Here is a 20,007-nt window from a genome sequence, read left to right on the forward strand (position 1 = left end):
CTCAAAGGTGCGGCAGGCGGGCGGCCCTCAGGCGCTGCGATACAGTTTGGTCATCGAGAATTCCCGGTGACCCAAGGCCTCGGCGGCGGTCAGACGGCCGTTGGCGGTGCGCATGATCATCTCGATCAGGCTGTCTCCGGCCTGGTCGATGGTCATCTCGCGTGTCAGGACGCCGGTGACGTCCACGTCGATATGTTCGGACATGGTCCGCAGCGTGCGCGGATTGCCCGAGATCTTGATGACCGGCACGATGGGGTTGCCCACCACATTGCCCTGCCCGGTCGGGAAGGTGTGGATGACATAACCGCCCGCCGCCATCAGCGTCACACATTCCGCCGCCGCCGACGAGCTGTCCATGAAATACAGCCCCGGCCCCTTCTCGGGCGTCTCGGCGGGGCCGATCGCGTCGATATAGGTCGAGCTGCGGCCGATCTTTTCGAGGTTGCCCAGGGCCTTTTCCTCGATCGTGGTCAGCCCGCCCAGGATGTTGCCCTTGGTCGGCTGGCTGTCGGAAAGATCCGAGGTCTTGAAGGCCTCGATCACGTCGTCTTGGTAGGATTGCCAGATCTGCTTGAACTTTTTGGCGGCCTCGGGGGTGGCGGCGCGGGTCTCGCAGATATGTTCGGCGCCGGTGATCTCGGACGTCTCGCCAAAGCAGCCATAGATGCCTTGCGGCAGTAGCTTGTCATACATGTTGCCGACCGTCGGGCACGAGGACAGACCCGTGGTCGTGTCGCTTTCGCCGCATTTGGTCGAGATCCAAAGATCGCTGACCGGGCAATCCTCCTTTTGCAGCTCGCTGGCCCAGTGGACGTATTCCTTGGCCTTCCAGCTGGCTTGGCGGATCGTCTCGAAATCCCCCTTCTGCTCGATGGAAAAGCCGGTGACGGGCTTGCCGGTCTTGGCGATGCCGTCCACGATGACCTTGGTCCATTCCGGCTCGATCCCGATCACGACCACGGCGGCGACGTTGGGGTTCGCGCCGGTACCGATGATAGTGCGGAAATGCAGCTCCAGATCCTCGCCGAACTGCAGGCGGCCGTAGGCATGCGGCAGGGCCATCGTGCCCTTGACGTTGTTGGCCACCGCCTCACAGGCCGCGTTCGAGATGTCGTCGACCGGCAGGATCAGGACGTGGTTGCGCACGCCCACACGGCCATTCTCGCGACGCCATGCCTTGACGGTCGCAGTGCTGAAATCAAGCGCCATGGATTACCACCTTTTTGTCTTGCAGTTTTGCGTGTGGACGTGACCGCCCACATCGGCATCGCCGATCATCCGGCCGATATCCTCGCCGTATTTGATGACCGTGTCCCCCGCCTTCAGCGGCTTCAGCGCCACCTTGTGCCCGATGGGAATGTCGGCCTTGGCCGTCAGGCGGAAATCCGAATTATCGGCGGTAACTACGCATAGCATCTCGGTACCGGCGGCGAGATCCTCGACGACGACGACACCGACATTGTCCTCGCGATCATGGACCAGAAGTTGCGGAATACTCAAGTGATCCTCCCCTTGCAGATAAACCAAAGCGGCTGCAAAGGCCATAACATACATATCATATCATATACAAGACTATTCCTATATGTATTGCGCTTCCTCGTCAGCTGGTGCTAATGCGGGAAGAAAGGATAACTGAATGGCACCCCCGCTCTACCAGACGGTCATCAACTCCATCATCGCCCAAATTGCGGCGGGGGATCTGCTGCCGGGCGGCATGCTGCCCAGTGAGACGCAACTGGCTCATGATATCGGTGTGTCTCAAGGCACCGCGCGCAAGGCCCTCATGATGCTCGAACAGCATGGAATCGTCCGACGTGAACAAGGTCGAGGTACATTCGTCACCGCGCGGACGCCCGAATCGTCCCTGTTCAACTTTTTTCGCCTTCGCCCGCCAGATGGACGCGTAATCAAACCTAAGGTTCTGGAAGAGAGGATCGCAAGGCGCGCAGCCACACCCATTGAGCGTGAAACGCTGCATGGGACACCCACCGAGGTGATCGAGATTCGTCGGGTGCGCAGCCTACTGGATCGCCGCGGAGTCATGGAGACCTCCGTCATATCGGTCGACCTCTTTTCGGGGATCGAGCGGCGCAGCCCTTTACCAAGCGCCCTCTATGTTCTGTATCAGCAGGCCTACGGGATCATTGTCCTGCATGCCGACGAGGCAATTCGTGCGTCCGTGGCGTCAATCGACGAGGCCACCTCACTCAATGTCAAGGCTGGCACTCCGCTGCTGCGAGTCGAACGTCTAGCTCGAGATGTACTCGATCGGACAATCGAGCGTCGGCATAGCCTGTATCTCACGGAGGACCTTAGCTACATGGTGCGCCTTGACTGAACCGCCACGACTACGCTCTAGCTTGGGGCGGATGCGAACATCCCTTAGGTGTTTGAGCTACTCACCGAAAATCGGACAGTGAAGGAAGCTACGATCTAACGTTTGCTGGTCTCCAAGAACGAGGAGATCAGGACATGAAGAAACGCAGGAACCATGCCTCTGGGTTCAAGGCCCGCGTGGCGCTGGAGGCGGTGAAGGGCGAGCGCACGGTGTCAGAACTGGCCGCCGAATACGATGTTCACCCGACGATAATCCACTAGTGGCAGAAGGCTCTGCTGGAGGGCGCGGCTGACATCTCCGAGCGAGGCGGCAAGAAGGCCCCAGAGGTCGATGAAGACACGGTGCGGGCGCTGCACGCGAAGATCGGGGAGCTGGCGGTCGCCAACGATTTTTTGTCACGAAAGCTCAAGCCTTGGATCGGCAAGTGAGGCGCGGCATGATCGAAAAGAACCACCCGAGCCTGTCGGTTGGGTTGCAATGTCGCCTGCTGTCGATCTAGCGCTCATCGTTCTATTACGAGCCGCAGAGCGAAACGGCGATGAACCTCGACCTCATGCTGCTGATCGACAAGCAGTTCCTGGATACCCCGTTCTACGTTGTCCGGCAGATGACGTGGCACCTGCAGAACGAGGGCCATGCCGTGAACCAGAGACGCATCCGCCGCCTGATGCGCCGCACTTTGCGGTGTCAGTCGAGTCCCCGCCTCCTCCGGCAAGACAATCCGGCACCGTCTGAACCGCGGAGGCGACAGGGCGGCCAACAGCGCACCGCACATCATCGCAATCTCCCGAATGCGCCTCGACCAGCGGACGAAGGAATACGTGGCCAGTCGCATCGCCATGGGACATTCAAAGCTCGAAGCCATCAGGATGATCAAACGATACATCGCCCGTGAAGTCTTCGGGATTATCCGTGCCCGACAAAAGAAGATCGACCAAGTATCCGCGGCAACGTCTTGACTCACAAAAGGGCGTCCAGGGGGCACAGCTCACGTCCTTTGCCTGGACTGACCGGCTGAAGCGGGTCGGCGCCCGGAGCTCGATGGACGGCAAGGGGCGCTGCCTCGACAACATCTTCATCGAGCACCTCTGGCGATCCCTGAAGTATGAATGCGTCTATCTGCACGCTTGGGAGACCGTCTCGCAGGCTAGAACCGGCATCGGGCGGTGGATCACTTTCTACAACCACCAGCGGCCCCACGCCGCCCATGGCGGACAACCCCCCGCCGTGGTCTACTTCAGAACCATAGAAACCGATCAGCAGGTGCAGGCAGTAGCTTATATTAACCGGATATCTGTCCAAGAGGCGGGGAGTAGCTCATTTCTCGGCGCGATATCGACGATTTCGGCTTTCCGTTCCCGAATGCGACACTTAGCCTGAAGAGCTGATAACATGTCAGGCAGAGCTTCATTACCTTGCCCGATCGCATGCGACCGACAGCTTCGTCCCGCGAAGCGGCCGCCAACAGAATTAGTCACACGCGCTACTGCAACATAAGACAGATTATAAAAACTATGCGCGCGATTGCACCGTGGTGCGCGCTGCGCTAGGCCGCCCTCCGCGCCAAGGGAGAATGCCGATGCGGTTCTGGACCACAATCACCCTGATCCTCGTCCTCTCGGCGGTCGGGCTGACCTACGAGATCGCGGCAGGCCGCGTGCTGGCGCCGTTCTTCGGGACCTCGCTGGTGACATGGACATCGGTGATCGCGGTGATCCTGGCGGGATTTTCTCTAGGCAGCGCACTTGGCGGGCTGGTCGCGGATCGCGACCGGGCGGTGGCGGTGCGCGCGGTGCGGATCGCGCTGATCGCGACGGCGCTGCTGATGGCGGTCTCGCCCGCGGTGCTGGGGCTGGTCTATGCCTTGGGCGCGCGGGGCACGGGGGGGATGCTGGCGGCGGTGATGCTGGCCTTCTTTCCGGCATCGGTTCTGGTCACCTTCCCCTCGCCCTTTCTGGCGCAGATGGCGATCGAGGCCCGGCCGGGGCGCGAGGGGTCGTCCCTGGGCCTGGTGCTGGCCGCGGGCTCGCTCGGGGCGATCTTCGGGGCGGTGCTGGCGGGGTTCGTGGCGCTGCCCGTGGTGGGGTCGGTGGCGACCTTCGCGGGATGCGGGCTGGTCGCGCTGGCCTGCGTGCCGCTGATCCGGGGGCGGGGCGCGGGCCCGGCGGGCCGGGCATGGCGGTGGCCGGGGGCTGGCGGGGCTGGCCGTGCTGGGCGTGACGGCCAGCGGGCCGATGTGCCGCCATGAATCGGGGATATCCTGCATCGATGTGCAGGTCCAGGGCGACACCGTCTGGCTGCTGTCGGACCGCACCCCGCAGGCGGCCGAGGCGGATGCGCCGGGACCGGCCATGCTGGCCCTGCCCTATACGCGCTGGATCTGGTCGCGGATGCAGGCCGATCTGGGGCCCGCGCCATCGGTCCTGTTCATCGGCGGTGGCGGCTACAGCCTGCCCGCGGTGCTGCTGGACCAGGACCCCCGGGCCCGCGCCATGGCGGTCGAGATCGACCCGCTGATCACCCGCGTCGCCCAAGGCCACCTGCCCCGCGCCGGGGCACTGATCGGGGGGGGTGACCCGCGGCTGCGCATCGCCCATGCCGACGGGCGGCTGTTTCTGAACGAGGCGACCGAACGGTTCGACGCGGCGGTGATGGATGCGTTCTCCTCGGGGTCGGTCCCGGCGCATCTGGCCACGCGCGAGGCCTATGCCCGGCTGCGCGCGATGGTGGACGGGCCGGTCTATGTGAACCTGATCGACCGCCCCGACGGGCCGCTGCTGCGCGGGGTCCATGCGATCCTGTCCGAGATCTATCCCCATGTCCAGGCCGTGCAGGGCCCCGTCAGCGCGCGGGGCCGGGCGAACCTGGTGCTGGCGGCATCCGACCGGGCGCTGGCCCCGCTGGCGGCGCTGCCCGACGGGTTCGCCCCGGTCGCGGTGACGCCCGCCCGCGCCTTCACCGACGACCGGGGCTGGATCGGGCATCGCTGAGACGCCTCAGGGCATGCGGCCAAAGATCGCCTCGGCCTCGGCCAGGCCCTTGCGGCGCAGCGTCAGCAGACCGTCGCGCCGCGTGACCAGCCCGCGGTCATGGGCGCGCAGGATCGCCGCGCGGGCCCGCGGCGCGGACCAGCCCAGATTGTCGGTCAGGGTGCGCAGGGTGCTTTCCTCGGCCATGTCGGGGCTGTCGCGATGGGTGAAGAGATGCGCGACCAGCGCCCGGCTGTCATGGTCCATGCGCTGGCCCCGGCGGCGCAGCGCTTGCGCCACCAGCCCCCGATCGGGCGCTGCGATCAGCGCCAGCACGAACCACAGGCCCGCCATGCTGGCCATCATCCCCGCGATGGACACGTTCCAGCGCAGCGCCAGCGCGTAGCCCGCCAGGCAGGACGCCACCGCCAGCAGGACCGCCACCGCCATCATCGACCACAGCCGCCGGCACAGCAGGAATGCCGTCGCGGGCGGCACGATGACGAAGGCGATGAACAGAATCGCCCCCACCGCGTCGAAGGCCGCGACTGCCGTCACGCTGGTCAGGGTCAGCACCCCGTAATGCAGGACCCCGGGCAGGAACCCCAAGGCCGCGGCCAGCCCGGGATCGAAGCTGGCCAGCTTCAATTCCTTCCAGAAGGCCAGCACGAAGGCCAGGTTCATCGCCAGCACCGCCCCCAAGGTCGCCACCGCCACCGGCACGGGATGTCCCGCGACCGTGACGATGTTCAGCCAGACAAAGCCGATCTCGCCCAGAAGGACGCTGTCGACATGCAGATGCACGTCGCGCGCATGGACCGAGATCAGCAGCACCCCCGCCGCGAACATCGCCGGAAAGACCAGCCCGATGGCCGCATCCATCCGCACCAGGCGCGACCGGGCCAAGGCCTCGGTCAGGATGACGGTCAGCACGCCGGTCAGCGCCGCGCCGATCAGCTGGACCGGCCCGGACAGATGCCCCGTGGCCAGCCAGACGGTGATGACGCCCAGGACGATGGAATGGCTGATCGCATCGGTCAGCATCGCATTGCCGCGCAGCACCAGGAACGTCCCCAGCACCGCCCCCGACAGCCCCACCAGGATGCCGGTCAGAAGGATCATCGCGGGGATCGAGGCGAAGAAGGCGTCGATCATCCCGCGTCCCCCCGATCGGACCCGGCGCGGTCGCGGCCGGCGGGCGTCAGCTGCCAGCGGGGCGCGGTCTCGGGCGGATGGGCGACAGGGCGGATCAGGCCCTGCCCCTCCAGCGCGGCCAGGCGGCGCGGCGATGGTGCCTTGCCGAGCGCCGCCCCCAGCATGCCGCGTTCGGCCGGATAGGCGGCGTCGTCGTGATCGCGCGCCAGCCCGTCCATCGCGGCCAGGATGCGCGCCTCGCTGATGCGCGCACGGGCGCGGGCGCGTGCCACCGCCCGCCACGCCAGCCCCCGCCCCGGCGCCAGGATCAGCGAGACCAGCACCACCGCCGATGCGATCAGCACCACGACCGGCCCCGTGGCCAGCCCCCGCGCGCCCGCGCTGATCAGCGCGCCGCCGGCGCCTGATGCCGCTCCGATCGCCGCCGACAAAAGGACCATCGGCCCCAGCCTGTCCGTCCATTGCCGGGCCGCCGCCGCCGGCGCGATCAACAGCGCGACCATCAGCACCACCCCCACCAGCTGCAGCCCCAGCACGATGGCCAGCGCGATCAGCACGGTCAGCGCGGCCTCCAGCGCGACGACGGGCATGCCTTGGGCGCGGGCGAAGTCGGGGTCGAAGCTGACCAGCTTGAATTCCTTCCACAGCGCCAGGATCACCGCCAAGGCCAGCGCGCCCCCCGCCCCGATGATCCACAGATCCCCCACCAGGATCGCCGCCGCCTGACCGAACAGGAACCCCGACAGCCCCGCGCTGGCCGATCCGCCCGCGGCCTGCAGATGGGTCAGCATCACCACCCCCACCGCGAAGAACACCCCCAGCACGACGCCGAGCGCCGCGGTCGGTCTTCAGCCGGGTGCGGCGGGTGATGACCATGACCGACAGCGCCGCCAAGGCCCCGGTCAGCAGGGCCCCGGCCATGATGCTGCCCAGATCGCGACCGCCCGCGACCAGGAACCCCAGGCAGACGCCCGGCAGGGCCGCATGGGCCAAGGCGTCGCCCAGCAGGCTCTGCCGCGCAGCACGGCGAAGGCGCCCAGCATCCCCGACACCGCCCCCAGCATCACCGCCCCCAGCAGCACCGTGCGCACGATCTGGGACGACAGCAGCTCGGTCACGGGCGGCCCCCGTCGGGCAGGGCGATCATCGCCAGATGGCGGCCATAGGCGGCGCGCAGGTTCTCGGGCGTATAGGTCTGCGCCACCGGGCCTTGGGCCACGATGCGGATGTTCATCATCACCAGCCAGTCGAAATAGCTCTGGACCGTGGTCAGGTCGTGATGGACGACGATGACGGTGCGCCCCTCGTCGCGCAGGCGCTTCAGCAGGGCGATGATCAAGGCCTCGGTGGCCGCGTCGACGCCCGCGAAGGGCTCGTCCAGGATCAGGATCGGCGCGTCCTGGATCAGCGCCCGGGCCAGGAACACCCGCTGCTGCTGGCCGCCCGACAGCTGGTCGATCTGGCGGTCGGCGTAATCCTGCATGCCGACCTGGGCCAGGGCCGCCATGGCGCGGGCCCGGGCCGCGCGGCCGGGTCGACGGAACCAGCCCAGGCTGCGATAGAGCCCCATCTCGACCACGTCGGCGGCGGTGGTGGGGAAATCCCAGTCCACGGAATGGCGCTGCGGGACATAGCCGATCCGCCCGCGCATCGCGCCGACCGGCCGGCCCAGGAACCGCACATGGCCCGCGACCGGGCGCACCAGCCCCAAGGCCGCCTTGATCAGCGTCGACTTGCCCGCCCCGTTCGGCCCCACGATGGCGCACATTACCCCGATCGGCACGTCCAGGTCGATGTCCCACAGCGCCGGCATGCTGCCATAGCTGACGGTCAGGTCCTCGACATGCAGGGCCTGGTCGGGTTCGTGCAGCATGTCCTTGCCCATATGCGGCCTTTCGCCAAGATCCCGCGGCTCAGCGGGGCAGATCCCATTCGGCCGCCCAGCCTTCCAGCGCCTCGGGCCAATCCGGCACCTGCCCGCCCAGGGCCCGCGTGATGGTCACCGCATTGGCGCGGATCATGCCGATATAGCTGCCCTCGGGCGTGCCCGCATCCCCCATCGCATCGGAAAACAACGTGCCGCCGATGGCCAGGTCATGGCCGCGGCTGGCAACCTCGGCCTGCAGCGCCTCGATGGTGCGGGGGCTGATGGTGCTTTCGACGAAGACCGCGGGCACTTGGCGCGCGATGACGAAATCGGCCACCTGGCGGATGTCGCCGATGCTGGCCTCGGACGCGGTCGAGATGCCCTCGATCGCCTCGGAGGCCTCGATCCCATAGGCATCGGCGAAATAATAAAAGGCGTCATGCGCCGTGACCAGCACGCGCCGCTCCTCCGGGATCGAGGCGATGGCCTGCCCCACCCAGTCATGCAGCGCGGCCAGATCCGCGACCAGCGCATCCGCATTGGCGGCCAAGGTGTCGGCGCAGGCCGGGCGGGCATCGGCGATGGCATCCGCCAGGACCGGCACGATGCGCGACCAGCGGTCCACATCCATCCACAGATGCGGGTCCATCCGGCCCGGCGCCTCGGGATCCTCCAGCAGCGCATCGGCGCCGAAGGTCGCCTGCACCAGGCCCAGGGTCGGCACCCGCCCGTCGAACCGTTCCAGCACATCGGCCAGCCGTTCCTCCAGCGCGCGGTCAACATAGACGATCAGCTCGGCATCCGCGATGACCTGCACGTCGCGCGGCGTGGCGGAAAAGGAATGCGGATCCACCCCCGGCCCGATCAGGGTCGAGACCGCGGCGCAATCCCCCGCCACCCCCTGGGCCAGGTCGCCGATCATCCCCACCGTCGCCAGCACCTGCAAGGGCGCATCTTGGGCCTGGGCCGGTGCCGCAAGCCACAGCGCCGCCAGCAGGGTCGTGCATCGCATCACCATTCGTCCCATCCTGATTCGCCCCTTCGGTCCGGCGCAGGATATGCGAATGAGAATTGTTTGCAAGTTCTGCGCGCGGAGATGCTTGAGCCGCCCCGCGCACCGGTCTAGAACCACGGGCATGACGCACGAGATCGACGATATCGAAGCCCAGCTTCGCGCCAAGGGGGTGCAGGTCACGCGTCAGCGGCTGGCCATCGTCAACGTGCTGCGCCTGGTAGCGATCACCCCACCGCCGACGAGATCCTGTCCCGGGCCAAGCTGGAGGATGAAAGCATCTCGCAGGCGACGGTCTATCGCACCCTGGCCGCGCTGGAAAAGGTCGGCGCGGTGCTGAAGAACGATTTCGACGGCGCGGGCGCGCGGTTCGAGCTGGCCGACCGCGCCCATCACGACCACCTGATCGACCTGGATACGGGCGAGGTGATCGAGTTTCATTCCGAACTGATCGAATCCCTGCAGGCCCAGATCGCGGCCGAGCTGGGATACGAGATCGAATGGCACCGGCTGGAGCTTTACGCCCGCAAACGCCCCGGGGGCTGACCGCCCCCAGCCCGCAAGCCGTTCGGGCATCGCATGGTCGCGGTCCAGCGCGATCACCCGGTCGCAGCTCTGCGCCAGCAGGTCGGGATCATGGCTGACGATCAGCAGGGCCATGCCGCCGTCACGGGCGGTGCGGATCAGCAGATCCGTCACCTCGGCCTGGGTGATCAGGTCCAGCCGCGATGTCGGCTCGTCCGCGAACAGGAAGACCGGATCCAGCAGCAGCAGCCGCAGCAGGGCCAGGCGCTGCAATTCGCCTCCCGAAACCTCGGTCGGCTTGCGCGCCAGAAGCCCCGGATCCAGCCGCAGCTGCGTCAGCAGCGGCGCGACCCGCCCGCCGTCCAGCCGGTGCAGCCGGATCACGTCGCGCAGTGACCGGCCCAGGGTGACATGGCGGGGAAAGGCGCTCGGCGGATCCTGATAGAGCTTCTGGAACCGCGCCGGGGCCAGACCCGCGCCCCGTTCCACCCAGCCCGCCTGCGGCGGGGCCAGCCCCAGCAGCAGGTCGCCCAAGGTGGACTTGCCGCAACCGCTCGGACCCCAGATGCCGGTGATCTGGCCGGGATGCAGGTCCAGATCCAGACCCTGGAACAGGGTCCGACCGCCGCGGTGCGCGGTCAGGCCCCGTGCCCGGATCACCGGGGCGCCGGTGACGGGCCGGGCCGGACGCTTGGGCCAGCTGGCCGGATCCGCCGCGATCAGGCGGCGGGTATAGTCGTGACCGGGCCGCGACAGGACCCGCTCGGCGGGGCCGCGTTCCACGATGCGGCCCTTCAGCATCACGATCAGCTCGCCCCCCAAGCGGCGGGCCAGCGCCAGATCATGGGTGATGGTCAGCAGCGCGCCGCCCGCCTGGACCTCGCGGGCCAGAAGGCCGATCACCCCGTCGCGCCGCGCGATGTCCAGACCCTTGGTCGGCTCGTCCGCGATGACGATGCGGGCGCCGCCGGTGCGCGCGGCGGCGAAGGCCACGCGCTGCGCCATGCCGCCCGACAGCTGGTCGGGCCGGCGGCCGCCCGCACCCTCCAGCCCCAGATCGGCCAGGTCGCGATCGGCGGCGGCGCGGGCCTCGGCCCAAGGCAGGCCGCGGACCAGCGCGTGACCCTCCGCCACCTGCTCGCGGGCAGGCATCAAGGGGTCCAGCGCCAGCCACGGCTCCTGCGGCAGAACGCCCAGCACCCGCCCCCAGAGCGCGCGGTGGCCGCCCGGGCGCGACAGGTCCAAGGCCCGCCCCTCCAGCGTGACGGCGCCCTGCGCGGCCAGGCCCGCGGGCAGGGTGCCGATGATGGCCTGCGCCAGAAGGCTCTTGCCCGATCCGGTCTCACCCAGGATGGTCAGGACCTGGCCCGCCCGCAGCGACAGCGAGACGGGTTGGACCAGCGGCACGCCCCGGGCGGTGACCGCGACATCGCGGGCGATCAGCAATTCGGTCACGGGCGGCGTCCTCCGGCAATCAGGTTCAGGCCCAGCAGCGTGACGAATGTCGCCAGCACCGGCACCAGCAGCGCCATCGGCGCCTCGCGGTAATAGGGCAGCATCTCGACCATCATCTGGCCCAGCTCGGGCTCGGGGGGGCGGATGCCCACGCTGACGAAGCCGAGCGCCGCGATGGTCATCACCGCCGTCGCCGCACCGAAGGCCGCCAGCGTCAGCAGCATCGGCGCCAGCTCGGGCCACAGATGGCGGCGGAAGACGTGCCATGGCCCAAAGCCCAGCAGGCGCGAGGCCTGCACCCCCGGCGCCGCCAGAAGGCGGCTGACCGTGGCCCGGGTCAGGCGGAAATATTCGATCCACAGGACCAAGGTCAGGCCGATCCAGAAGGCCACCGGCGTCACCGGCACAATAGCCAGGACGATCAGCACCAGAAGCAGCCCCGGCAGGGCCAGAAAGCTGTCCGCGACCAGGCTGGCCAGCCGGTCGACCCAGCCCCGCGCCACGCCGCCAGCACCCCCATGGCGACGCCCAGGACCGCCGAACTGACCACCGCCGCCGCCGCGATCGCCAGCGACAGGCGCAAAGCCGCCGCCAGCCGCGCCGTCAGCGACCGGCCCAGATGGTCGTAACCCAGGGGCGACGCGGCATCCGGCCCCGCCAGGATGTGGCGCAGGCTCTGGCGCAGCGGATCGGCGGGAAAGATCCACGGCGCCAGCAGCGCAAGGCCCAGCACCGCGGCCAGCAGCCCGGCTCCGATCCAGCGGCCCCAAGGGCGGGCGGCGGGGGCCAGGGGGATGTCGGCGACGATCATGTCCCGACCCCCCCTGCGCGGGGGTCGATCCAGCGCGCGGCCAGGTCGACCAGCGCGTTCAGCAGCACGAAGCCCAGCCCCAGCAGTAGCGCGGTCCCCTGCACCATCGGCACGTCGCGCCCGAAGATCGCATGGACCAGCGCATGCCCGATGCCCGGCCAGCCGAAGATCGCCTCGATGACCACCACGCCCTCGACCAGCATCGCGAATTGCAGGCCCAGATAGGTCACCATCGCCACGCCGATATTGCGCAGCCCGTGGCGGCGCAGCATCTGCGCCTCGGACAGGCCCTTCCAGCGGCCGAAGGCGTAATGCGGACTGCCCGCCACCCTGGCCATCGCGTCCCGCGCCACCCGCGCCGAGACCGCCGCCAGCCCCAAGGCCAGGGTCAGCGCCGGCAGGATGAAATGCTCGGCCCGGCCATGCCCCGCCGCGGGCAGCCAGCCCAGCTGGATCGACAGCAGCACGATCAATACCAGCCCCATCAGGAATTGCGGCACCGATCGCAGCGCGGTGGACAGGACCAGCAGCACCCGGTCCAGCAGGCCCCCCGCGCGCAGCCCGGCCAGGATGCCGATCGGCGGCCCGATCACCAGGGACAGTGCCAAGGCCGCCCCGGCCAGCTGCAGGCTGGCGCCCAGCTGGTGGCGGATCTCGGTCATCACCGGCGCGCCCGAGATCACCGACGTGCCGAAATCCAGCCGCATCAAGTCCCAGAGCCATGACCCGAAGGCCGCGATGGCCGGGCGGTCCAGCCCCAGCTCCTGCCGGACGGCCTCGGCGGCCTGGGCGTTCACATTGTCATAGCCATAGCGCCCCGCCGCGATGCGAAAGGCCATGTCGCCGGGCAGGGACTGCATCATCAGGAAGGTCAGGACCCCGACCAGCAGTGCGACCATCACGGCCTGCGCCAGCCGGTGCAGGATCGCCCGCCTCATTCCGCCCACCGGATGGACCGCAGCCCGAGCGTGCGCTCGAAGGGATCGACCACCGCGCCGGTGATCGCCCCGGATATGGCGGCGGTCTGCTGATACCATGCGACAGGGATCACCGGCAGTTCGGTCTGCAGGATCTCGATGGCGCGGTCGCGTTCGGGCTGGCCGCCCTCGCCCCGGGCCAGGTCGCGGATCAGGGCGGTGAATTCCGGGCTGTCCCAGTTCATCGCCCCCCAATCGCCGGTCGGCGCGTAATCGGTCAGGAAGGTGCCGATCGGGTCCGGCACCAGCGCGAAGTTGCGCGCGAACAGCGCCATGTCCAGCGACCCGTCCCCGTGCCGCACCGCCACCTCGGAGGAGTTGGTGGAATCGATCACCACCTCGACCCCGATATCGGCGAACATCTGCTGCAGCACCGCCGCCGACAAGGGCAGCTCGGGGCGGTCGGGATAGGTGGTCAGCACCAGGCTGAAGCGGTCCCCGTCGCGGGTCAGGATGCCGTCCGGCCCCGGCTGCCAGCCCAGATCGGCCAGCAGCGCGCGCGCGGCCTCCGGGTCATGGGTCAGGGGCGCGACCGTCTCGGAATGCCAATCGGCCAGCGAGGGCGGCAGGATCTGGTCGGCCCCGGCGGGATAGCGCAGGATGGCCTGGGCCAGCCCCTCGCGGTCGATGGCCATGGACAGGGCCTGGCGCGCGCGGGCATCCGACAGGGCCGGATGATCGCCGTTCAGCTTGATCAGCAGCGAACGCGGGACCGAGACCGACTGCACCTCCAGCCTGTCCAGCCCCGACAGCCGCGCCACCGAGGCCGGGTCCAGGTTGAAGACGTAATCGGCATCGCCGCTTTCGGCCAGCAGGGCGCGCGTCTCGGCCCGGCCCACGGATTGATAGCTGGCGCGGTCGATGAAAGGGGGTCCGTCCCAGTGATCGGCGAATCCCTGCGCCTCCAGCCGCAGCGGCGCGTCCAGGCGCGTGACGCGATAGGGGCCGGTGCCGATCACCTCGGTCACCTCGCCCCCCGGGCCATAGGCGGCGGGCGCCAGGATCAGCGAGCGGTATTCCGACAGGAAGGCCGGCAGCGGCGCGAAGGGTTCGGTCAGGGTGACGACCAGGTCCCCGCCATCCGCCGAGATGGCCGCAATGGGCGCGGTCTCCAACAGGCCGGGCTTGGCGCGGGCCACGTTCAGCGCATGGGCGGCGGCATCGGCGTCGAAGGCGCTGCCGTCGTGAAAGACCACGTCCGGGCGCAGATCGAAGCGCCATTCCAGCCCGTCATCCGAGGCCTGCCAAGACAGCGCCAGCCCCGGGGTCAGCCGCCCGTCCGGGTCGACATTCACCAAGGTCTCGGCCAAGTCCATCTTGATGAAGATGTTGCCCGAGGTGACGGGATCGGCCCCCTTGATCTCGAACGGGGCGACGATGTCCAGGACACCGTCATTCGTCCCCGCGGTCAGGGGCAGCGACAGGGCGGCAAGGGCCGCCGCGGAAAGAAAAGCGGGACGCATGGTCAACTCCGATGATATGCGGCGTTATTATATCACATATCATGGATTGCAAGCGGTCCCGTCCGCTACCGGCGCAGCGGGCCTTCACGGCCCGCTGCGCCTTGGGCGTCAGAAGGGGTAATGCTGATGCGGGTCCTCGATCGTGACCCATCGCAGCCAGGTGAAGGCGTCGATGGCCGCGGTGCCGCCGAACCGGCCATAGCCCGAATCCTTGACCCCGCCGAAGGGCATCTGCGCCTCGTCGCCCACGGTCGGGCCGTTGATGTGGCAGATGCCGCTGTCGATCCGGTCGGCCACGCGCATCGCGCGCGTCAGGTCGCCGCCATAGACCGCCGCCGACAGCCCGTAGGGCGTGTCATTGGCCACCCGCACGGCCTCGTCGTCATCGGCCACGCGGATGATCGGCTTGACGGGGCCGAAGCTTTCCTCGGCATAGACGGTCATGTCGGGGGTGACATGGTCGATCAGCGTCGCCTCGACCACGGCGCCGTCGCGGCCGCCCCCGGCGATCACCCGCCCGCCCTTGGCGGTGGCGTCGGCGATGATGTCGTCCATCCGGTAACCGCCTCCGGGGTGACCAGGGCGCCCAGGACGACCTCGCCCCGCGGATCGCCCGCGGGCAGGCCGCGGACCTTGTCGACCAGCGCCGCGACGAAGCGGTCGGCGATCCCCTGCTGGACGATGATGCGTTCGGTGGACATGCAGATCTGTCCCTGGTTCATGAAGGCGCCGAAGGCCGCGCCGTTCACCGCCGCATCCACATCCGCATCGTCCAGCACGATCAGCGGCGCCTTGCCGCCCAGTTCCAGCAGGGCGGGCTTCAGCCCCTCGGCGGCCAGGCGGGCGATGATGCGCCCGACCTTGGTCGATCCGGTGAAGTTCACATGCCTGAGGCGGTCGTCGCCGACCAGCGCCTCGACCACCGCGGCGGCATCGTCGGGGGCGTTCGTCACCACGTTCAGCACGCCCGGCGGAAAGCCCGCGCGGCGGAAGGCCTCGCCGATGGCCATATGGGTGGCGGGGCACATCTCGGAGGCCTTCAGCACCACGGTGTTGCCGCAGGCGATGGGCATGGCCACCGCCCGCGTGCCCAGGATGACCGGGGCGTTCCACGGCGCGATCCCCAGGCAGACGCCATGCGGGCGCCGCTGCGCCATGGCCAGGGTGCCGGGCTTGTTCGACGGGATGATCTGGCCCGCGATCTGGGTGGTCATGGCCGCGGCCTCGCGCAGCATCCCGGCGGCCAGGCTGCAGTTGAAGCCGATCCAGGGGCCGGTCGCCCGGTTTCGGCCATGGCGGTGCGGATGATCTCGGGGGTCATCTCCTCCAGCGCGTCGGCGGCCTTGGACAACAGCTTGCGGCGCTCGCCCGGGCCGGTGGCGGACCAGGCGGGAAAGGCCGCCGCCGCCGCATCCACCGCCCGGCGCATGTCGTCCGGGCCCGCGGCGGGGGCGGTGGTGGCCACATCCCCCGTCACCGGGTCGCGGCGGTCATAGGTCGCGCCGGATGCGGCGGGGCTGTCCTGCCCGTCGATGATCATGGATAGCGTCATTGAGTCCTCCCTTTCCCGCCCCGGTTCACAGGGGCAGGCCCACGTAATTCTCGGCCAGGTCGCGGCGCGCGGTCTCGGACCGGGCCAGGTGGTCCAGCGTCGCGCGGCGCATCTGGGCGGCAAAGCCGTCCTCGCCGTCGAAGCGGTGCAGCATCGTGGTCATCTGCCAGCTGAACCGCATCGCCTTCCAGATCCGCGCCAGCGCGCAGTCGGAATAGCCGTCGATGCCCGCCCGGTCGCCGCCGCGCAGCGCCGCGATCAGCGCCTGGTGCAGATAGAACACGTCCGAGGCCGCCAGGTTCAACCCCTTGGCCCCGGTCGGCGGCACGATATGGGCGCTGTCGCCGACCAGGAACAGGTTGCCCCATCGCAGCGGCTCGGAGACGAAGCTGCGCAGCGGCGCGATGGATTTCTCGATCGAGGGGGCGGGGGTCAGGCCTGCGGCCAGTTCGGCCGGGATGCGGCGCGCGAAGGCCTGCCAGAACCGCTCGTCGGACCAGTCCTCGGGGCGGTCGGTGGCGGGGACCTGGACATACATCCGCACCAGCGCGGCGTTGCGCATGGAGGCCAGGGCAAAGCCGTCGGGGGAATTGGCATAGACCAGCTCGGGCGCCAAGGGCGCCATCCGCGCCAGGATGCCCAGCCAGCCGAAGGGATAGACCCGTTCGAATTCGCGGCGCCGATCCTCGGGAATGGTGCGGCGCGACACGCCGTGAAACCCGTCGCAACCGGCGACGAATTCGGCCTCCAGCCGCATGGCGCGGCCCTGATGGGTGAAGGTGACGACCGATCGGGGCTGGTCCAGATCGGTGATGCGCACATCCTCGACCCCGTGCAGGATCCGGGTGCCCATCGCATCCTGCGCCTGATAGAGGTCGCGCGTCACCTCGGTCTGGCCATAGACAGTGACCTGCCGCCCGGTCAGCGCATGGATGTCAACATGGATCATCCGGTCCTCGTCCGACAGGCAGAAGCCGTCATGGGGGATGCCCTCGGCCCGCAGGCGGTCATCGACCCCGGCCTCGGCCAGCAGGTCCACCGTGCCGCTTTCCAGGATGCCCGCCCGGATGCGCGACAGGACGTGGTCGCGGGTGGCGCGTTCCAGCACGACCGTGTCGATGCCCGCCCGGTTCAGCAGCTGCGACAGCAGCAGCCCCGACGGGCCGCCGCCGATGATGGCGACCTGGCTGCGGATGGTGGTCATGGCGCGTTCCCCCTTGTCTGGTCCCAGCCTAGCGCCGGCGGGTCCGGCGCGAATGGACGCGCCCGGCATTGAGTGGTACTTTTCGCGCATGATCCCGGTCTTTTCCCTCTATGGCGAAACCAGCGCCTTTCCCGATGTCGTGCATTGCGAACGCGTGCTGGACCGCGCGCGGCTGCATGACTGGGTGATCACCCCGCATCGCCACCCCCAGATGTCCCAGATCCTGCGCATCGAGGGGGCGAGGCGCAGGCCCGCGCCGATGGCGAGGCGATGCGGCTGCGGGCGGGGGATTACCTCTATATCCCCGCGCAGGTGGTGCATGGCTTCGTCTTTTCCCAAGGGGCCGAAGGGGCGGTCCTGTCCTTTCCCAGCCCCGTGACGGCGGGGATGATGCCCGATATGGCGCCATGGCTGGGCGCGGTGCGGCGCGGGCGGGTGGGCGCGCGGGCCGGGACGCTGATGGACGACCTGCAGGCGGTCCATGCGGGCGCTGGCACATTTCGCGCCCAGCAGCTGGTCGGGCTGACCCAGGTCCTGCTGGCCAGCTTGGCCGAGGAGAGCGACGCCGCGGCCCCCCCTGCGGGCCATGCCCTGACCCGGCTGGAATCGCTGATCGCCGCCAATCTGGGCCGCGGCTGGACGGCGCGGGACTATGCGGCGGCGATGAACGTGACGACCAGCCATCTGAACCGGATCATCCGCGCCGCCAAGGGTCACAGCCTGACCGCCCATCTGGAGGCCGCGACCATGGCCGAGGCCTGCCGCCTGATCGCCTTCACCCGGATGCCGGTGGCGCAGATCGGCTATCGCTTGGGCTTTGGCGATCCGTCCTATTTCTCGCGCCGCTTCCGGCGGCGGATGGGGGAATCGCCGTCGGATTACCGATTGCGCCTGCAGGACGGCTAAGGTGAGTCTTTATAACCGACGGATTACGGTTTCTGGGAGGGCGATGGCCGAGAGGAAGATCTTTGGACGTCTGTCCTGTCGCACCGCCACGCGCCTCCAATCCTTGAGCTTCCCGACCATGATCTCGATGCGGCTGCGCCGCTTGTCATACGCGATCGGCGTCTTGCGCTGCTTCCGACCAGGGAGTCAGGCGCGTATCCCCTTGTACTGCGAAGCGCCTCTCGATCATTCAGCGTCAAGACCGCGATCGCCAAGCAGCCCTCCGACGTTCTTCAAGGCTTGGCTGCGAGGCCGGCCATCATCCCCAGCACGGATGCCCTTTTCGCTCCAACGCCTCCCACGGCCGTGAAGTGTCTTGCGGGGCCATAAGCGGGGTGCATCACGCCAGCGCAAGCCATTGCGGATAGTGAAGATAATCCCGCTGAGAACAAGCCTGTCATCAACGCGTGGCTTGCCGTTTGACCTTGGGAAAAAGCCGACCATGCGTGCCATCTGCGCGTCAGTCAGCCACAAAAGGTCGCTCATGTCACCGCTCCGTTTCCGGGCCGTGAATGACGCAGCGCAATGAAAATCATTGCATCCTGACCCTTCTGTATCTCCGTCCCGCCAAACCGGCCCGTCACCGGCAGGGCCGATGGCGGGTGGTGCGCGACGTCTGACCCTTGTGGCATGACCACGGCTCTTGGCATGTCGGCACCGCTTCTCTTCATCGTCTTGGACAGTTGATCGCGGCCTTCGAAGGACCGCGCACCAGAGTGAGGGCATGCTGCCACCGGTTCAAAGGAATGCCCGAACGAGAGCATGGACAATCTATCCCATGGCCGCGTCATCGGTATGGATGTCAGCCGCGACCGGCTGGACCTTCATTGCCTGCCCGACGGGCATCGCTGTAGAATGCCAAACGATCCGGCAGGTCATGCTGCTGTGGCGGATCTTGCCCGGGACAGAGATGCCGTCGCCTGCTTCGAGGCGACTGGTGGTCAGGAGGGGCAGCTCCGACCGTTTCTGAAGACAGAAGGCATTGGGGAACGTCAGGTGCCTCCCGCTCAGGTGAAGGCGTTTGCGCAAGGCCGGGGCACGCGCGCCAGGACCGACCGGATCGATGCGGAGCTCATCGCCCGCTTTTTCGCCTTCCGACCCGAAGCGGGCCGCAGTCTTCCGGCGGACAAGATACGCCTTCTCAGAGCCTTGACGTCAAAAAAGAGCGCAAATGGTCGAAATGCGCAAACGGCCGTCGGCCCAAATCCGTGCCCATCAGAAACTGGGCACCGCCGCGATGTTCGAGCACATCGACACCGAGCTGAAGCACCGGATCGACCGCGTGATCAAGGAACTGGAAGATCGGATTACCCGGGCCATCGCCGGTGACCATCGCCTTTCGGAGACCGCCATCGTCCTTCGCTCCATCCCGGGGATCGGCCCGGTGGCCAGCGCGATGCTGATCGCCGACATGGCCGAGATCAGCACCATCACCGGCGAAGAGGCTGCGGCACTCACGGGATTGGCCCCGGTCGCGCATGACAGCAGAACCCTTCGTGGGAAACGGGCAATCGCCGGAGGTCGCCGAGCCCTGCGGCACGTGATATTCCAGGCGGCACTGGTCGCAGCACATCACAACCCAAGCCTGAAACCCTTCGCAGATCGCCTCGGCAAGGCCGGAAAACCGCACAAGGTCATCATCACCGCAGCTGCCGGAAAGCTCGTCACCATCGCGAACGCCCTGTGCAAAAGCCCTCAGAAATGAACCACCGCGACAGCATGAGAAATACAGTG

The 20,007-nt window shown here is 68.1% G+C and carries 16 protein-coding genes and 8 pseudogenes; 10 read left to right on the plus strand and 14 right to left on the minus strand.

Annotated features, from left to right (window positions below; genetic code table 11):
• Positions 1–27 precede the first annotated feature (27 nt).
• Both JHW48_RS16330 and JHW48_RS16335 read right to left on the minus strand, forming a co-directional pair.
• The gene (locus tag JHW48_RS16330) at positions 28–1,209 is read right to left on the minus strand and encodes a UxaA family hydrolase (protein ID WP_119887149.1); all 1,182 of its coding nucleotides are present in this window, start codon (positions 1,207–1,209) and stop codon (positions 28–30) included.
• A gap of 3 nt (positions 1,210–1,212) precedes the next feature.
• The gene (locus tag JHW48_RS16335) at positions 1,213–1,500 is read right to left on the minus strand and encodes a UxaA family hydrolase (RefSeq protein ID WP_240637921.1); all 288 of its coding nucleotides are present in this window, start codon (positions 1,498–1,500) and stop codon (positions 1,213–1,215) included.
• A 136-nt stretch (positions 1,501–1,636) separates the two neighbouring features.
• Here JHW48_RS16335 and JHW48_RS16340 point away from each other — a divergent pair, with 136 nt between their 5' ends.
• The 6 genes and pseudogenes from JHW48_RS16340 to JHW48_RS16365 all read left to right on the plus strand — a co-directional run bounded on the left by JHW48_RS16340 (position 1,637) and on the right by JHW48_RS16365 (position 5,328).
• A complete protein-coding gene (locus JHW48_RS16340; protein ID WP_119887148.1) occupies positions 1,637–2,338 on the plus strand; it encodes a GntR family transcriptional regulator in 702 nt (233 codons plus the stop codon).
• Positions 2,339–2,472: 134 nt separating this feature from the next.
• Positions 2,473–2,598 (plus strand): hypothetical protein, encoded by a 126-nt coding sequence (locus JHW48_RS16345; RefSeq protein WP_272835862.1) that lies wholly within the window; start codon positions 2,473–2,475, stop codon positions 2,596–2,598.
• A gap of 411 nt (positions 2,599–3,009) precedes the next feature.
• Positions 3,010–3,297, plus strand: a pseudogene (locus tag JHW48_RS16350) (transposase); the annotation flags it as partial.
• A gap of 82 nt (positions 3,298–3,379) precedes the next feature.
• The gene (locus JHW48_RS18715; RefSeq protein WP_119887146.1) at positions 3,380–3,718 is read left to right on the plus strand and encodes an integrase core domain-containing protein; all 339 of its coding nucleotides are present in this window, start codon (positions 3,380–3,382) and stop codon (positions 3,716–3,718) included.
• A 199-nt stretch (positions 3,719–3,917) separates the two neighbouring features.
• Complete coding sequence (locus tag JHW48_RS16360) at positions 3,918–4,586, plus strand: fused MFS/spermidine synthase (protein WP_272835863.1); 669 nt, start codon at positions 3,918–3,920, stop codon at positions 4,584–4,586.
• A complete protein-coding gene (locus JHW48_RS16365; RefSeq protein ID WP_272835864.1) occupies positions 4,546–5,328 on the plus strand; it encodes a spermidine synthase in 783 nt (260 codons plus the stop codon). Before JHW48_RS16360 ends, JHW48_RS16365 begins: the two co-directional genes overlap by 41 nt.
• Before the next feature lie 6 nt (positions 5,329–5,334).
• Here JHW48_RS16365 and JHW48_RS16370 read toward each other — a convergent pair whose 3' ends face one another.
• The 5 genes and pseudogenes from JHW48_RS16370 to JHW48_RS16390 all read right to left on the minus strand — a co-directional run bounded on the left by JHW48_RS16370 (position 5,335) and on the right by JHW48_RS16390 (position 9,341).
• A complete protein-coding gene (locus JHW48_RS16370) occupies positions 5,335–6,462 on the minus strand; it encodes a metal ABC transporter permease (RefSeq protein WP_119887465.1) in 1,128 nt (375 codons plus the stop codon).
• Entirely contained in the window at positions 6,459–7,286 is an 828-nt protein-coding gene (locus tag JHW48_RS16375; RefSeq protein ID WP_272835865.1) for a metal ABC transporter permease, read from the minus strand. The genes JHW48_RS16370 and JHW48_RS16375 overlap by 4 nt, the downstream gene beginning before the upstream one ends.
• Positions 7,287–7,362: 76 nt before the next feature.
• Positions 7,363–7,455 (minus strand): annotated as a pseudogene (locus JHW48_RS16380) (hypothetical protein); the annotation flags it as partial.
• Between the two features lie 121 nt (positions 7,456–7,576).
• On the minus strand, positions 7,577–8,335 hold the full coding sequence (locus JHW48_RS16385; RefSeq protein WP_119887468.1) for a metal ABC transporter ATP-binding protein: 759 nt from the start codon (positions 8,333–8,335) through the stop codon (positions 7,577–7,579).
• Positions 8,336–8,375: 40 nt separating this feature from the next.
• Positions 8,376–9,341 (minus strand): metal ABC transporter solute-binding protein, Zn/Mn family, encoded by a 966-nt coding sequence (locus JHW48_RS16390; protein ID WP_272835866.1) that lies wholly within the window; start codon positions 9,339–9,341, stop codon positions 8,376–8,378.
• Between the two features lie 124 nt (positions 9,342–9,465).
• Here JHW48_RS16390 and JHW48_RS16395 point away from each other — a divergent pair.
• Positions 9,466–9,887, plus strand: a pseudogene (locus tag JHW48_RS16395) (Fur family transcriptional regulator).
• Positions 9,888–10,127: 240 nt separating this feature from the next.
• On the opposite strand, the pseudogene JHW48_RS16400 reads toward JHW48_RS16395, so the two are convergent.
• From JHW48_RS16400 to pobA, 6 genes and pseudogenes are all read right to left on the minus strand, one after another.
• A pseudogene (locus JHW48_RS16400) lies at positions 10,128–11,321 on the minus strand (ABC transporter ATP-binding protein); the annotation flags it as partial.
• Positions 11,318–12,132, minus strand: a pseudogene (locus JHW48_RS16405) (ABC transporter permease). The pseudogenes JHW48_RS16400 and JHW48_RS16405, both read right to left, overlap by 4 nt.
• Entirely contained in the window at positions 12,129–13,070 is a 942-nt protein-coding gene (locus tag JHW48_RS16410; RefSeq protein WP_119887462.1) for an ABC transporter permease, read from the minus strand. The pseudogene JHW48_RS16405 and the gene JHW48_RS16410 overlap by 4 nt, the downstream one beginning before the upstream one ends.
• On the minus strand, positions 13,067–14,572 hold the full coding sequence (locus JHW48_RS16415) for an ABC transporter substrate-binding protein (protein WP_272835867.1): 1,506 nt from the start codon (positions 14,570–14,572) through the stop codon (positions 13,067–13,069). The genes JHW48_RS16410 and JHW48_RS16415 overlap by 4 nt, the downstream gene beginning before the upstream one ends.
• 108 nt (positions 14,573–14,680) lie before the next feature.
• A pseudogene (locus tag JHW48_RS16420) lies at positions 14,681–16,124 on the minus strand (aldehyde dehydrogenase).
• Between the two features lie 25 nt (positions 16,125–16,149).
• Positions 16,150–17,328, minus strand: a complete 1,179-nt coding sequence (pobA, locus tag JHW48_RS16425) for a 4-hydroxybenzoate 3-monooxygenase (protein ID WP_119887904.1) — start codon at positions 17,326–17,328, stop codon at positions 16,150–16,152.
• Positions 17,329–17,598: 270 nt separating this feature from the next.
• Here pobA and JHW48_RS16430 point away from each other — a divergent pair, with 270 nt between their 5' ends.
• On the plus strand, positions 17,599–18,234 hold the full coding sequence (locus JHW48_RS16430) for a helix-turn-helix transcriptional regulator (RefSeq protein WP_272835868.1): 636 nt from the start codon (positions 17,599–17,601) through the stop codon (positions 18,232–18,234).
• 9 nt (positions 18,235–18,243) lie between these two features.
• Here JHW48_RS16430 and JHW48_RS16435 read toward each other — a convergent pair.
• Positions 18,244–18,759: pseudogene (locus tag JHW48_RS16435) on the minus strand (transposase).
• A 309-nt stretch (positions 18,760–19,068) separates the two neighbouring features.
• Between JHW48_RS16435 and JHW48_RS16440 the strand changes: the two are divergent.
• Together JHW48_RS16440 and JHW48_RS16445 are read left to right on the plus strand one after the other, a co-directional pair.
• Positions 19,069–19,377, plus strand: a pseudogene (locus JHW48_RS16440) (IS110 family transposase); the annotation flags it as partial.
• A 67-nt stretch (positions 19,378–19,444) separates the two neighbouring features.
• Positions 19,445–19,978 (plus strand): transposase, encoded by a 534-nt coding sequence (locus tag JHW48_RS16445; RefSeq protein WP_240637889.1) that lies wholly within the window; start codon positions 19,445–19,447, stop codon positions 19,976–19,978.
• The last annotated feature ends 29 nt before the right edge of the window (positions 19,979–20,007 follow it).

Origin of the sequence: Paracoccus aestuarii (assembly GCF_028553885.1) — a bacterium.
Classification (GTDB): Bacteria; Pseudomonadota; Alphaproteobacteria; order Rhodobacterales; family Rhodobacteraceae; genus Paracoccus; species Paracoccus aestuarii.

Excerpts from the sequence above, each read along its gene's own strand:
- JHW48_RS16330 (WP_119887149.1), bottom strand. The coding sequence starts at position 1,209 with ATGGCGCTTGATTTCAGCACTGCGACCGTCAAGGCATGGCGTCGCGAG.
- JHW48_RS16340 (WP_119887148.1), top strand. The coding sequence starts at position 1,637 with ATGGCACCCCCGCTCTACCAGACGGTCATCAACTCCATCATCGCCCAA.
- JHW48_RS16345 (WP_272835862.1), top strand. The coding sequence starts at position 2,473 with ATGAAGAAACGCAGGAACCATGCCTCTGGGTTCAAGGCCCGCGTGGCG.
- JHW48_RS18715 (WP_119887146.1), top strand. The coding sequence starts at position 3,380 with ATGGACGGCAAGGGGCGCTGCCTCGACAACATCTTCATCGAGCACCTC.
- JHW48_RS16360 (WP_272835863.1), top strand. The coding sequence starts at position 3,918 with ATGCGGTTCTGGACCACAATCACCCTGATCCTCGTCCTCTCGGCGGTC.
- JHW48_RS16370 (WP_119887465.1), bottom strand. The coding sequence starts at position 6,462 with ATGATCGACGCCTTCTTCGCCTCGATCCCCGCGATGATCCTTCTGACC.
- JHW48_RS16385 (WP_119887468.1), bottom strand. The coding sequence starts at position 8,335 with ATGCTGCACGAACCCGACCAGGCCCTGCATGTCGAGGACCTGACCGTC.
- JHW48_RS16390 (WP_272835866.1), bottom strand. The coding sequence starts at position 9,341 with ATGCGATGCACGACCCTGCTGGCGGCGCTGTGGCTTGCGGCACCGGCC.
- JHW48_RS16410 (WP_119887462.1), bottom strand. The coding sequence starts at position 13,070 with ATGAGGCGGGCGATCCTGCACCGGCTGGCGCAGGCCGTGATGGTCGCA.
- JHW48_RS16415 (WP_272835867.1), bottom strand. The coding sequence starts at position 14,572 with ATGCGTCCCGCTTTTCTTTCCGCGGCGGCCCTTGCCGCCCTGTCGCTG.
- pobA (WP_119887904.1), bottom strand. The coding sequence starts at position 17,328 with ATGACCACCATCCGCAGCCAGGTCGCCATCATCGGCGGCGGCCCGTCG.
- JHW48_RS16430 (WP_272835868.1), top strand. The coding sequence starts at position 17,599 with ATGCGGCTGCGGGCGGGGGATTACCTCTATATCCCCGCGCAGGTGGTG.
- JHW48_RS16445 (WP_240637889.1), top strand. The coding sequence starts at position 19,445 with ATGGTCGAAATGCGCAAACGGCCGTCGGCCCAAATCCGTGCCCATCAG.